The sequence below is a fragment of the Butyricimonas faecihominis genome (genome assembly GCF_033096445.1).
Taxonomy (GTDB): Bacteria; Bacteroidota; Bacteroidia; order Bacteroidales; family Marinifilaceae; genus Butyricimonas; species Butyricimonas faecihominis.
In genome coordinates this window covers 2,046,229-2,060,408 of record NZ_AP028155.1, presented here as the reverse complement: position 1 = coordinate 2,060,408, position 14,180 = coordinate 2,046,229, and the positions used below count along the sequence as shown (strand labels likewise).

Below are 14,180 nucleotides of genomic sequence, written 5' to 3'. Positions count from 1 at the left end.
TTTATTCTTTCATTGATTTTACGTGTTATTTTGCGGATTCTGCCAATGCTTTTGCCGCCCGGTTTACTGCATCTAGGAAGGCTCTGGATGAAATTGTTGCAGCCGTGATTGCATCCACGTCTCCTCCGTCCTTTGAAACCTGAAGTCCTTGTGAACCCGGAGTCTTTCCGGTAATATCACCTTTGGCTCCTTTCACGAACCATGCATCCATCTTGGATCCCAGACCCGGGGTTTCTTTATGGCTTAGTACGGAATAGTTGTATACATTTCCGTCTGGAGTGAATCCGACCATCAGTTCAACAAGACCACTGAAACCGTTATTCGTGAACGTTTTAATGGCTGTTCCCACGAGTTGCCCGTTTGCTTTGGCCGGATAGAATTCTAATTTTCCTCCATCTACTTCCACGATTTGTTTTTCCGTCATCGGGTCATTATCGAAAGCGGGAACCACGGCACGAATGGCCTGTACTTGTTTTTCAATTTTTACTTTTTCAATTAACCCGGACGTGAGTGAGTTCACAACTCCCACGGCGGCTGAGGAAACCAGTGTTACCAAGAATAACACCAGTACCATATTCTTAAAGCTTGATTCTAATTTCTTTCCCATCAGTTTAGATTTTAAATTTTAGATTTTAAATTTTAAATTCCATTTGTAAGTAATTTACAATCTACAATTAGTAAATTTAAAATCGTCGGGGTTTACAATATCTGTTTATCAGCGGTGTGAATCCGTTCATGATCAGGATGGCGAAAGACATTCCTTCCGGGTAAGCCCCGAATACACGGATGATTACGGTCAACAGCCCGATACCGACACCGTAAATAAGCATTCCTTTATGTGTCATGGGAGAGGTTACGTAATCCGTGGCCATAAAGATGGCTCCCAACATCAAACCTCCTGTAAAGAGATGGAAAACTGGACCGGCAAATTGTGCCGGATCAGCTAGGTTCAGAATCCCGGAGAACACGATAACCGTGGCGAAAATGGCCACCGGGATGTGCCAACTGATGATCTTACGGATCAGCATATAAGCGAATCCTAATAAAAGTCCGATAGCGGCAACTTCTCCCAAACTACCCCCAATGTTACCGAGAATCAAGTTACCGGTAGAGAATCCGGCTGAAGAGAGTGCGTCTCCGACAGCTTGTCCGTTCTTAACGGCCTCTTTTACAAGTGCTAGTGGTGTAGCCCCGGTTACTGCATCCGCCGTGGCGAATCCGTTCGGTACAGGCCAAGTGGTCATTTGTACCGGGAACGAGATCAACAGGAAAACACGACCCACGAGAGCCGGGTTGAAAATATTGTTTCCTAATCCTCCGAAACTCATCTTACCGATACCGATGGCAACCAATGCCCCGATGACCACGATCCACAAGGGAAGAGACGAGGGAAGGTTAAATGCCAGCAATACTCCCGTGATGATGGCTGACCCGTCCCATATCGTGGGACGTTGTTTCATGAGGTATTTTTGAATAACGTATTCGAATACAAGGCAGGCAACTACCGAGGTGAGGGTTACCAGAATGGCTCCCAGCCCGAAAAATACGATAGAAAAGATAAACGTCGGTACTAACGCGATAAGCACGCCGTACATATTTTTTTCTATCGAATCCCCGCCGTGAACGTGGGGGGAGGGGGATATGGTGAAATTACTCATATTTTTTTATTTAGTGATTAGTGGTTTCCGATTCTGTGATTTCCACCCACGAGTCAACGCTTGTTAATCATTAAATCATTTAATCGGCAATCTCTGAATCGATTCATTCTAAATTAATTTTTTATTTTTTTCTCGACCGGATCATTTGACCTGTTCTGGCTTTCCCCAGACGGATCACGTCAAGCAACGGACGGTTTGCCGGACAGGTAAAACTACATGAACCACATTCGATACAGTCCATGACCTTTTCTGATTCCAGCATTTCCAGCTTGTTGTGTTCTCCAAGTAACATCAAATAATAGGGTTCCAATCCCATGGGACACACGCTAACGCATTTCGAACAGCGGATGCAGTTCCGATACTCTTTACGGGTAGATTCTTCTTGACGCATAAGTAAGATGCCACTCGTGCCTTTCGTGACGGGAATGTTCGTGTTGGTCAAGGCTTTCCCCATCATGGGGCCTCCTCCAATCACTTTACCCGTGTCTTCGGGCAATCCCCCGGCAGCCTCGATCAGTTGTGAGATCGGGGTTCCGATGCGGCAAAGGTAATTACCCGGTTCTTTTAAAGATTTTCCGGTAACCGTGACTACCCGTTCGAACAAGGGCTTATGTTTCATGACTGCCTCGTACACTGCATACACGGTACCCACGTTCTGCACCACAGCCCCAACGGCAATGGGTAGTCCGCCCGATGGAACGAATTTTCCGGTGGTGGCTTGTATCAATTGTTTTTCACCTCCTTGCGGGTATTGTATTTTTAACGGGCATATCTCGATTCCGTCCGCCAGTCTGGCTAGTTTACCCAGTTCTTCAATGGCGTCTCGTTTATTGTTTTCGATTCCCACGATTGTGCGTTTCACGCCGAGGGCTTTCATGATGAGTTCGATACCGATGATCAGTTCTTTCCCGTGCTCCAGCATCAAGCGGTGGTCTGCCGTGAGGTAAGGCTCACATTCCACACCGTTGATGATAAGTACCTCGGCAGTACTTCCGGGAGGGGGCGATAGTTTCACCTGTGTCGGGAAGGTGGCACCACCCATACCGACGATTCCTGCCGCACTGATAGCTGCCAGAATCTCTTCTTTTGTGAATGTACCGGGTTGTTTGTTGATGGGATCTTTTAGGATGTTTTCATCCCATTCGTCACCTTCTACTTTAATGGTTACAGCCGGGCGGGGGTAACCGCTGGCGTCGACTACCGGATCAAGTGACATAACGGTTCCGGACACGGAACTATGAATGTTTGCCGATATAAAGCCGGCAGCCTGACCGATGATTTGTCCTACTTTTACTTGATCTCCTTTTTTCACCGTGGGAACGGCAGGAGCCCCGATATGTTGTGATAAGGGTATGGTTACTTGTTCGGGGAGGGGAAGGGTGATAATTTCCCCTTGTGCTGATAATTTATTTTCTGGTGGGTGAACTCCCCCAATTTTAAATGTCTTAAGCACGGTGTATTAATTTTAGATTTTAGATTTTAAATTTTAGATTGAAAAACGGATGAATTTGTTGATTTAAGATTTATGATTTCTTGATTTAAGATTTTATTCATCGTAAACCGTAATTCATAAATTGTAAATTAATTCGTTTCAGTTTTCAATTGATCAGCAGGTTCGGTGATTTTCCGGGGAGGAAAATTAACCTCGTGGATTGCGTGTGTCGGGCAAACACTGACACATTTCCGGCAAAGTCTGCACTTGCGGAAATCGATGTATGCCAAATTGTTTTCTAGCGTGATGGCCTCGAAAGGACATTCTTTCACGCATTTCCCACATCCGATGCAGGCTGCTGTACAGGCTTTGCGGGCAATGTTCCCCTTGTCTTTGTTCACGCAGCAAACAAAAACTCGCCGACCTTTCACTCCTTTGTTTCGTAACTCGATGATGTTTCTCGGACAGGCCTTCACGCAGGCTCCACACGCTACGCACTTCTCCTCGGAAACGACCGGGAGACCGTTCTCGTCCATGTGAATGGCATCGAACGGACAGGCTGTTACGCAATCCCCGCAACCCAGACAACCGAAAGTACAATCGGTTTCACCCCGGTAAAGGGAATGTTCGATGGCGCATGATTTGTAACCGTCATATTGACTGGTACGTTGACGATGGTCACACGTGCCGTTGCATCTTACCACCGCGATTTGCGGGGTTTGTACCGTTACTTCCATGCCTAAGGCTGCGGCAACTTTCGTCATGGTTTCCGCCCCTCCAACCGGACAAAACAGTCCATCTAAAGAAGTAGCCTTTACCGTGGCTTCCGCAAATCCCCTACACCCGGGTTTGCCACATCCTCCGCAATTTGCTCCCGGCAGGATGCTTTCCACGGTATCAATTCTAGGGTCTTCCTCGACCTTGAATTTTTGCGCGACAAAATAGAGAATCACGGCAGACGCGATCCCAATAGCGCACAAAGAAATAATGGTGTAAATAATGGTAGTAGTCATCATAAAGGTGTTTGTTTTGTCTCCTCTAGTTTGTTATAACGCCCGTAAAGTTATTATTTTTTTCTAGGTTATGCTATTTTAACCTTGAATTTTATTTTTTGGGCAAACTTGTTTCTTAGTAAATACAGGCAAATAAAGTAGGCCGATATTGCAATCAGGGATAATGTAGCGGCCATAACTTCACTGACTCCGGCAAGGATAAGCAAGGTCAAAATAACGATAATTAAAACAGAAGGAACAATGTATGCCAACAGCACGGAAAGCATGGCATTTTGAGTACTGGCACTGACGATTACTTTGTCTCCTATTTTGATCTCTTCATTTGGTTTTTCTGCCGTGATGCTCTTCAAGGCCATTTCCGACATACCACAAGCTCCTTTGGCATGACATCCCGCACAGGCTGTTTGGTTTTGTATGGTCACTATAATAAAGGTATCAGCCACCTGTGTCACGATTCCATCATGTTCTATTGTATTTTTTGCCATAATATGATTCTTTGAATAGAGCAAATATAATGATAAAATAAAAACCATCCTGCAGCGAGGATGGTTTTCATTTTTTATTTTTTACGCATGAAAATCTGAATCGGTACACCCGTGAACTTCCAGTGTTCCCGGATTTTATTTTCCAAGAAACGCTTGTAGGGGTCTTTCACGTATTGCGGTAAGTTGCAATAGAATGCGAAAGTTGGGGTTTTCGACGGTAATTGTGTCACGTATTTTATGCGGATATATTTTCCTTTCAAGCTGGGGGGAGGGAAGTTTTCGATCTCTTCCAGCATGACGCGGTTCAGTTCGGATGTTTTCAGTTTTTGTTTCCGGCTTTCGTAGGTCTGGATGGCCGATTCAAGCGCTTTCAACAGACGTTGCTTCGTGAGAGCCGAGGTGAAAATGATCTCCACGTCGTTGAAGGGAGCCATTTTTGCCCGCAGTTCTTTTTCGAAATTGATCGTCGTTTTGTTATCTTTCTCGATTAGGTCCCACTTGTTCACGAGGACTACCACGCCTTTTTGGTTACGCTCGATGAGGTGGAATATGTTCAAGTCCTGAGATTCCATTCCCCGGGTTGCATCAATCAGCAGCATACACACGTCACTGTCTTCGATTGCACGCACGGAACGCATCACGGAATAGAATTCCACGTCTTCATTGACTTTCGCTTTCTTACGTAATCCTGCGGTGTCCACCAGCAAAAAGTCGTGCCCGAAACGATTGTAGCGGGTTGTAATCGTATCGCGAGTTGTTCCGGCAATATCGGTTACGATATTACGTTCTTCCCCGATAAGGGCGTTGATCGTGGAGGATTTTCCCACGTTAGGGCGTCCCACGATAGCGATCTTGGGAAGTTCTTCCATGTCTTCGAGCGGGTCGGTGGTGAAGTGTGAAACCAGCTTGTCAAGTAGTTCTCCTGTTCCCGAACCGTTGATGGATGCTATGGGGAAAATCTCTTCTCCGACTCCCAGTTTATAGAATTCGTGGACATCGTAGAGACGTTCTCCGTTATCAACTTTGTTTGCCACGAGATAGATGGGCTTGTTGACTTTCCGAAGCATACGGGCGAAACTGTGGTCCAGATCGGTAATCCCGAGTTCCACGTCGCAGACGAACAGGATCACGTCGGCCTCGTCCATGGCGAGTAATACCTGTTTGTTGATCTCCTCCTCGAAGATGTCCGAACTGTTGGAAACGTATCCTCCGGTGTCAATCACCGAGAATTCTTTGCCGTTCCACTCTGATTTTCCGTAATTCCGGTCACGGGTCACCCCGCTTTCCTCGTTCACGATGGCTTTCCGACCACCGACTAAACGATTGAAAAGTGTTGATTTTCCCACGTTGGGACGTCCTACTATTGCAACAATATTACTCATTGGAAAGATAAAAGTTAAAAGATAAAAACTAAAAAATTAAAGTTGTTTGTAACCGAAGCGTTTCAGGTCGTTTTCCTTGTTCCGCCAGTCTTTGAGGACTTTGACGTACAGGTTCAGGAATACTTTTTTCCCGAAGAAGGCTTCGATGTCAACACGGGCTTCCGTACCGACTTTTTTCAGCGCGGCTCCCTGATGCCCGATAATGATGCCTTTTTGGGAATCCCGTTCCACGTTGATCACGGCCATGATGTTGATACGTTTGGTTTCTTCCTTGAATTCTTCCACGACAACCTCGACAGAATAAGGAATTTCTTTATCGTAGTTCAACAAAATCTTTTCCCGGATAATTTCGGTTACGAAAAAGCGTGCCGGCATATCGGTCATCTCTTCTTTGTCGAAATAGGGTTCTCCCACGGGTAACAATTCCAAGATTCGCTTGTATAAATTGTCCACGTTGAAATTCTCGGTAGCCGAGATCGGGAATATTTCAGCTCGCGGGATGATTTCTTTCCACTTGTCGAACAGGGCATCCAGTTTATCCGGGGTGGTCAGGTCAATTTTGTTCAACACCAGAAGGATGGGAACTTCGCTTTGTTTCACTTTCTCGATAAAGTCCGCGTTCTTTTCGATATTCTCCACCACGTCGGTGACATAGAGGATGATGTCGGCATCGATAATGGCGCTTTTCGAGAAATCAAGCATATATTCCTGCATCTTGTAACTGGGTTTCACGACCCCCGGGGTATCGGAAAACACGATCTGGAAGTCCTCTCCGTTCACGATCCCCTTGATCCGGTGACGCGTGGTTTGGGATTTGGACGTGATAATCGATAATTTCTCCCCGACTAGTCGATTCATCAAGGTTGATTTCCCCACGTTGGGGTTTCCTAAGATATTGACAAAACCTGCTCTGTGCTCCATTTATTTAAAAATTAATTGGACACAAAGGTACGATAACTAATTGAAAATTGAAAGCCTAAACGAAAATGTGCGGGTCTATTTTTTGTTTTGCTTGTAGACATAAGCGATTTTCTCGCTGTCCGCCGGGTTCGTCTTGCTCGTTTTACTGGTCCATGTTCCGGTCTGGTCGTAAGTATATTGGTAATTAGGATTGATCGGGTTGCCGAATTCGTCGTAAGTTAGTGTCATGTTACTTGTTATTTTTTCATTTTGCAGGTTTTCCTTCACGTAGGAAATGCTTACAAGGTAGCCGAATGGATCATACGTGTAAAGGGTGACTTGTTTTGTGGCGGGATGGTCGGTATCCGGTCTGGTGTTTATCCATATTTTACCGGAGAGACGGCCTTGAGTGTCGTAAGTGTAGTCTGTTTGAGCGCAAATCAGCCCGTTCCGGTATTCTTGTGTCCGGTTGACCTGTCCTCGGTGATTGTAATAGTCAATAGTGTTTTGCCCGTGGTTCCACTTGGTCGTTTTCATGACGGGATGAGAGGTCGTGTCATACTGATAATTGATTAGGCATACGGTTGCTTTGGTAAGGGAATCAATGGTTTCCTCTTCGTAGCATTTACCGAGGTTGTTGTACCTGAATGTTGTGACAATCAAGTTCAACGGGGTGGTGGTAGTGGAATCTTTTTGCAGTCGTGTGCTTTGAATGATCCGTGTTAAAAGTCCTTGAGGGGAGTATTGGTATGTGGTGATTGTGAGTGAGTCATTGTGAGTTCTAGTTTCCCGGACGATGTTTGTTCCAGAGTAACAACGAGTGATCGTGGGAGATATATAAATCATCGAGTCGATAAATTGTTCCCTTAACTGTTGGGCTTTGTCCCGGAATTGCTTGTATTTATGTGTTTGAAGGTAAGCCTTGATTAGCGGAAGGCGTGGGAAAGAATCCACCTGTGAAACGAGAATGATCAGGTCTATGCTGTCGTTAGCGTATTCCACTTGTGGCAGGTATCTGCGGTTACATCCGGCTAGATAGGGACATTCGATATAAGCATTGATACAATGTTTTTGTGCTTCCGGGGAAGTGGCCGTTTGTATCGCTTTGAACAGGCAGTCGTCATAGAGTTTTTGTACTTCAGTCAAGTAGGGACGCGGTTCCTTGGTGTTGGCGTAGAATGTTTTTAGCGTGGTGTCATTAAAATAACAGAGAATGGTTGAATCGTTTTGCTTGTCAAGGGCGGCTTTGTATAACAGATCATTGTATATTTTGGCCACCTCGACATAGTTGTATTGGTTGTGAAAGTCTTTGAAATAAGTGTCACATTTTGCCTGTGTCGGCTGGGCTTTCAGGTCTGCATATTGCACTTTTTCCTTTAGCCGGACGATCGCCTCGTAAATATCGGGGTCAATGTTGTAATCGTATTTTTTTATTTGTGCAAGTACTGTACGGGAATCTTCAAGTTGATCCTTGGAATAAACAAGCAAAGCAAAGATCGTGGAGTCTGCTTTGTGACGAAAAAGGTTGACGTTGAGGTTTGCTGCTTGGCAGAACGAACGTAACCGGGCGCCGCCATCTTGTTGCTGGATGGTCATGTCGCTTTTCAGGTAGGGTTCGATGGCATTGATGCCGGGTGTCAGTAACAATTGTCTGAGGGCATCGGCTAAGGTGATTTCATTTTTGTAGGCATCCATACTTTTGGTGTCCATTCTTTCTCTCAACCGATCGTACTTGTCTCCTTCGGACCAAGCGATGTGTTGGTATAGTCTTTCCACGCGGCTCTGTTTTTGTGCCTGCGTTTGGGAGCAAAAACTGATGGTAAAAATCGTGAAAACGATCATCGTAAGGTATGAGTTTTTCATAGTGACTAAAATTTATGTAGTTCTAAATATAACGTTTGGCCTAGAATATGATGGAAACCGGGCAATGAACACATTTTTTAGAAGAAAATGTGCGTTGTTCTTGCTTGGTTTTCTTGTTGTTAACGTATTTTCGTTATCTTTGTTGTATAAAAAAATTGAAATAAAATTATGATTGTAGACGTACTGGCTAATAGCGAACGAATTGAGGGGTTGAACCCGTATTTTAAAGTTGTCTTTGACTATATAAAAACGCATGATTTGGCAAGTATGCCCGTGGGGCGAATTGACATTGACGGAGATAATGCCTATCTGAAAATTGAAGATGCCAAAGGACGAAAAATTGAGGAGGCTGTTTACGAACGGCATGATAAATATATTGATATTCAAATGCCTTTGAGTACACCTGAAGGATATGGCTGGAAGGCTAAAAGGCTGTTGGGCGAGGAACGGGCGCCGTATGATGGCGCAGGTGATTTTACTTTTTACCGGGATCCGGTGGAGCGGGTGTTCACGTTATCTCCCGGAGAGTTCGTGATCTTTTTCCCGGAAGATGCTCATGCTCCTTGTATCGGGGAAGGGGTGATCCGGAAGATGGTGGCGAAAGTCAGGAAAATTGAAAATTGGAAATGGAGAATTGAAAATGAAGAAAAGATATAAGATACTTTTGACGGTTGTGGTGGTGCTGGGGATTGCTTATTTCTGTCTGCCTTATTATGCACGGCAGGCTTTGCTTTACTGGTACCCGTCGATAGATGATTTGTCGATGTTTGACAAGCATACGGTGCGGAAGGCCGACACGTGCTGGACGTGGGGGATTGCCAAGGATTATAACACATACGAGTTGAGTCCGGAGGATGATGCTTACTTGAATGATTTTCGTACGGTTTCTTTTCTGGTGATCCAGAATGATAGTATCGTGTACGAGGAGTATCGTTCCGGTTGGAATGACACGAAGACATCGAATATATTTTCATCGACAAAGAGTATCGTGGGGCTGTTGGTCGGCATTGCTTATGACGAGGGGAAAATTGCCAGTCTGGACGATCCGGTGGGGAAATATATCCCGGAATTTAACGAGGGAAAAAAGAAAAATATCACGATTCGCAATTTGTTAACCATGAGTGGCGGGTTGAATTGGGATGAGGCTTACGCGTCGCTGTTTTCGGTAACTACACATGGCTACTACGGGAACGATCTTTATGATTTAGTGACTACGTTGGACGTGATCGAGGAACCGGGGAAACAATTTTCATACCGGAGCGGGGATACACAGATATTGGCTTTTGTCGTGGAGAAAGCGACCGGAAAGAGCATTAGTGATTATGCCGAAGAGAAGTTATGGAAACCGATGCAAGTCTGTCAAGATGCTTATTGGTTGTTGGATAAAAAGGACGGGGACGAGAAATCTTTCTGCTGTTTTCACACCACGGCAAGGGAAATTGCTCGTTTTGCCCGTTTGATGTTGCATCACGGGAACTGGAACGGGAAACAGTTGGTTTCGGAAGAATATATCAACGAGGCCATGAGTCCGGCGGGGTATCTGAAGGACGAGTGGGGGAAGGATTCTTTGGATTATTATGGTTTCCAGATTTGGATTATGAACTATAAAGGGCAACAGAATCCCTATTTCCGGGGAATGTTGGGACAGTATATTATTGCTATTCCCGAAAAGAATGCCATAATTGTCCGGTTGGGGCATAAAAAGGACGAGGAACGTATCCGGGAGACCACCCGGGATGTGTATCGTTACATGGATATCGGGACGAAAATATTGGATAACAGGAAGTAGAAAGGTTGAATCGCTAGGGTATATCGGGGGCAAATAAATTGCAATTTCAGATCAAAGACGTATCAAAGACGTTCACGAACGTCTTTGATACGTCTTTGATACGAAGTTGATACGTCTTTATGCCCTGTCTTCACCGAAACAATATCGGTAGATCTATGTATTTTCTTGCTTATATCAGTAATTTTGGTATCTTAATCTGTAATTCGTGTACAAATTATAGTGTAAACATTCCATAATTTTGTAATGTTTTAATAACTAAAATAACAGCTTATGCTACGCAGAATCAGATTAATAGTAGCCCTTGTGTTTTTTATCTTGATCACCTTGTTGTTTCTCGATTTCACGGGAACATTACACGGGTGGTTCGGATGGCTGGCGAAGATACAGTTCCTGCCGGCCGTGCTGGCCTTGAATGTCGGGGTCATTCTTTTATGGGTGGTATTGACGCTCGTGTTCGGACGGGTGTATTGTTCGGTGATTTGTCCGTTGGGTGTGTTTCAGGATGTAGTGTCTTGGTTTAGCGGACGGCGAAAGAAAAAGAAATATCGTTTTTCGTATTCTCCTGCGGTTTCGTGGTTACGGTACGGGGTGTTGGGAGTGTTTATTATTGCCATGATTGCCGGAATTGGTTCGGTGGTGGCATTGTTGGCTCCGTATAGTTCTTACGGGCGAATCGTTTCGAATCTTTTCGCTCCCGTGTACCAGTGGGGAAATAACGTGTTGGCTTATTTTGCCGAAAGGAGTGATAGCTACGCTTTTTACGAGACCTCGGTATGGCTGAAGAGTTTGCCGACGTTTATTATTGCGGCGGGCACGTTTGTCGTGTTAGTCGTACTGGCATGGCGAAATGGTCGAACCTATTGCAACACGATCTGTCCGATAGGTACGGTGTTGGGATTCTTCTCCCGGTATTCCTTGTTTCGTCCGGAGATTGATGCGGAGAAATGTACAAATTGTAGTTTATGTTCCCGTAAATGCAAGGCGGCTTGCATTAATTACAAGGATCATCGGATTGATTATAGTCGTTGTGTGACTTGTATGGATTGTATTGATTCCTGTAAGCATGGTGCGATCAGTTATAAATATCGGTTTGGGAAAAAAGAGATAAAAGAAACTTCCGAAACGGGAAATACAAATAATGCTCGTCGTAGTTTCTTGACCGGGATGGGACTGGTTCTTGTTTCTTCGGCTGTCAAGGCGCAGGAGAAAAAGGTGGATGGCGGTTTGGCTGTTATTCTCGATAAGAAAGTCCCTGCCCGGATGACACCGCTTGTTCCACCGGGAGCCAAAGGGCTACGTAATATGCGGACACATTGTACCGGTTGTCAGCTTTGTGTTTCGGTATGTCCGAATCAGGTGTTACGTCCCTCTACCAAGTTGGAAACGCTTATGCAACCGGAGATGTCATACGAGAGAGGGTATTGCCGACCGGAATGTACGAAATGTTCGGAGGTATGTCCGGCAGGAGCAATCTTGAAACTTACCCCGGCGGATAAGTCGGCCACACAGATTGGTCATGCCGTGTGGGTAGAGAAGAATTGCGTACCACTTCGGGATAAGGTGGCGTGTGGCAACTGTGCCCGGCATTGTCCGACGGGAGCGATTACGATGGTTCCTTCCGATGCAGATGATGCGGATTCTTTGAAGATTCCGGTTGTGAATGTGGAACGTTGTATCGGTTGCGGGGCTTGCGAGAATCTTTGTCCGGCACGTCCATTCAGTGCCATTTACGTGGAAGGACATGAACAGCACAGAACGATCTAAAAATTACGAGTACATGGAAAAGAAAGATAGGAAAGAAGAGATAAACCGCCGGGAATTTTTAAAGCGATTAGGGGTTGGTGCGGCTGCATCGACGATCGGTTTGGCGGGTTGTAATTCGAGAAATAATATCGTGTCGGGTAATCGTTCGGCACAAGGGGAAATCCCGACAGATCAAATGACTTACCGGACGCATCCAAGGACGGGCGATAAAGTCTCCTTGCTGGGATATGGTTGTATGCGCTGGCCGGATACGAGTGGTGGGGCAGGACGGAATCCTGATGCAGATTTGGATCAGGAGACGATTAATCGGTTGGTGGATACGGCTATCGCACATGGTGTTAATTATTTCGACACGTCTCCCGCTTATTGTATGGGGCGTTCCGAGCGTGCCACGGGTATTGCCCTTAAACGTTATCCGCGCAACACGTATTTTATTGCTACTAAGTTGTCTAATTTCGCTCCTTCGACTTGGAGTCGTGAGGCTTCTATCGCGATGTACCGCAATTCGTTTAAAGAATTGCAGGTGGATTACATCGACTATTTGTTACTTCACGGGGTCGGGATGGGGAACGGAATGAAGGAGTACGAGGAGCGTTACGTGAATAACGGTGTGTTGGATTTCCTGCTTGAAGAGCGTGAGGCAGGGCGGATTCGTAACTTGGGATTCTCTTACCACGGGGATATAAAAGTTTTTGATTACTTGCTCTCGATACATGATCGGGTAAAATGGGATTTCGTGCAGATCCAGTTGAATTACGTGGACTGGAAACACGCGAAGGAGGTGAATACCCGGAATACAGATGCCGAGTACCTTTACGGGGAATTACAAAAGTTGAACATTCCGGCTATTATCATGGAACCCCTGTTAGGTGGCCGTCTTTCGAATGTGCCGACTCATGTGGCGAACACGTTGAAATTGCGTAAGCCCGAATCTAGCGTGGCCTCGTGGGCGTTCCGTTTTGCGGGTTCGTTTCCCGGGGTATTGACTGTTTTGAGCGGGATGACTTACATGGAGCATTTGGAGGATAACTTGCGTACATTCTCACCGCTGGATCCGTTGACAGATGATGATAAGGTATTTTTGGAGGAAACGGCACAACTGATGTTGCGATACCCGACCATTCCTTGTAATGATTGTAAATATTGTATGCCTTGTCTTTATGGTTTGGATATTCCGGCTGTGTTACTGCACTATAACAAGTGTATTAACGAGGGTAACGTGCCTGCCTCGTCACAGGATGAGAATTACCGTAAGGCCCGGCGGGCATTCCTTATCGGGTATGACCGTTCGGTTCCCCGGTTGCGACAAGCCAGTCATTGCATCGGTTGTGACCAGTGCGTACATCATTGTCCGCAGGGAATTAACATCCCGAAAGAGATGCAACGAATTGATCATTTCGTGGAGGATTTGAAACAGGAACGGGTATTTTAAGTTGAGGAAATGAGCATGATGGTTGAAACGGATCGAAAGGTGTTGATTGAGCGCTTGGATGCAGAACAATGTTCCTGCGTGATTTATAACGGGGGAGAGACCCGGTTGTTCTGGGAGCGGGGTGTACAGGATTTATACCGGTTGTTGAAGACGGAACCGGATTTTCTTCGGGGTGCGTTTATCGCGGATAAAGTGATTGGCAAGGCTGCTGCCGCCTTGATGGCTTTGGGGGGCGTGGATGAGGTGTTTGCTCGGGTTATCAGTAGCCCGGCCAGAGAGCTTTTGGAACGGTCCGGGATTAAGGTGGATTGCTTGTCGGAGGTGCCTCATATCATTAATCGTACCCGAACAGGCTGGTGTCCGTTGGAGACTCGCTGTTTCCGGATGCACACGGCAGAAGAGTGTCTGCAACAGATAGAGGGATTTATACATACGATGAATAACGTGACAAAATAATGCAGG

At 45.7% G+C, this 14,180-nt stretch carries 13 protein-coding genes; 5 read left to right on the top strand and 8 right to left on the bottom strand.

Features of this window, described 5'->3' with window-relative positions; all coding sequences use genetic code 11:
- Positions 1-25: 25 nt before the first annotated feature.
- The 8 genes from R8806_RS08640 to R8806_RS08605 form a co-directional block, all read right to left on the bottom strand.
- A complete protein-coding gene (locus R8806_RS08640) occupies positions 26-607 on the bottom strand; it encodes an RnfABCDGE type electron transport complex subunit G (RefSeq protein WP_164719531.1) in 582 nt (193 codons plus the stop codon).
- 76 nt (positions 608-683) lie between these two features.
- The gene (locus R8806_RS08635) at positions 684-1,658 is read right to left on the bottom strand and encodes an RnfABCDGE type electron transport complex subunit D (protein ID WP_124315617.1); all 975 of its coding nucleotides are present in this window, start codon (positions 1,656-1,658) and stop codon (positions 684-686) included.
- Between the two features lie 121 nt (positions 1,659-1,779).
- On the bottom strand, positions 1,780-3,111 hold the full coding sequence (rsxC, locus tag R8806_RS08630) for an electron transport complex subunit RsxC (protein WP_124315616.1): 1,332 nt from the start codon (positions 3,109-3,111) through the stop codon (positions 1,780-1,782).
- Positions 3,112-3,239: 128 nt separating this feature from the next.
- Entirely contained in the window at positions 3,240-4,106 is an 867-nt protein-coding gene (locus R8806_RS08625; protein WP_151412096.1) for a Fe-S cluster domain-containing protein, read from the bottom strand.
- Positions 4,107-4,171: 65 nt separating this feature from the next.
- Complete coding sequence (locus tag R8806_RS08620) at positions 4,172-4,588, bottom strand: SoxR reducing system RseC family protein (protein ID WP_124318281.1); 417 nt, start codon at positions 4,586-4,588, stop codon at positions 4,172-4,174.
- A gap of 74 nt (positions 4,589-4,662) precedes the next feature.
- Entirely contained in the window at positions 4,663-5,970 is a 1,308-nt protein-coding gene (gene der / locus R8806_RS08615) for a ribosome biogenesis GTPase Der (RefSeq protein ID WP_151412097.1), read from the bottom strand.
- A 36-nt stretch (positions 5,971-6,006) separates the two neighbouring features.
- On the bottom strand, positions 6,007-6,891 hold the full coding sequence (era, locus tag R8806_RS08610; RefSeq protein ID WP_087421181.1) for a GTPase Era: 885 nt from the start codon (positions 6,889-6,891) through the stop codon (positions 6,007-6,009).
- A 75-nt stretch (positions 6,892-6,966) separates the two neighbouring features.
- The gene (locus tag R8806_RS08605) at positions 6,967-8,733 is read right to left on the bottom strand and encodes a hypothetical protein (protein ID WP_124318249.1); all 1,767 of its coding nucleotides are present in this window, start codon (positions 8,731-8,733) and stop codon (positions 6,967-6,969) included.
- A gap of 168 nt (positions 8,734-8,901) precedes the next feature.
- Between R8806_RS08605 and R8806_RS08600 the strand changes: the two genes are divergently transcribed.
- The 5 genes from R8806_RS08600 (at position 8,902) to R8806_RS08580 (ending at position 14,174) form a co-directional block, all read left to right on the top strand.
- A complete protein-coding gene (locus R8806_RS08600) occupies positions 8,902-9,390 on the top strand; it encodes a YhcH/YjgK/YiaL family protein (protein ID WP_151412098.1) in 489 nt (162 codons plus the stop codon).
- Complete coding sequence (locus R8806_RS08595) at positions 9,374-10,522, top strand: serine hydrolase domain-containing protein (protein ID WP_124318389.1); 1,149 nt, start codon at positions 9,374-9,376, stop codon at positions 10,520-10,522. Before R8806_RS08600 ends, R8806_RS08595 begins: the two co-directional genes overlap by 17 nt.
- Before the next feature lie 270 nt (positions 10,523-10,792).
- Positions 10,793-12,286 (top strand): 4Fe-4S binding protein, encoded by a 1,494-nt coding sequence (locus tag R8806_RS08590; protein ID WP_124318160.1) that lies wholly within the window; start codon positions 10,793-10,795, stop codon positions 12,284-12,286.
- Between the two features lie 13 nt (positions 12,287-12,299).
- On the top strand, positions 12,300-13,718 hold the full coding sequence (locus tag R8806_RS08585; RefSeq protein ID WP_124318161.1) for an aldo/keto reductase: 1,419 nt from the start codon (positions 12,300-12,302) through the stop codon (positions 13,716-13,718).
- A 9-nt stretch (positions 13,719-13,727) separates the two neighbouring features.
- Complete coding sequence (locus R8806_RS08580; protein ID WP_373289770.1) at positions 13,728-14,174, top strand: DUF1893 domain-containing protein; 447 nt, start codon at positions 13,728-13,730, stop codon at positions 14,172-14,174.
- The last annotated feature ends 6 nt before the right edge of the window (positions 14,175-14,180 follow it).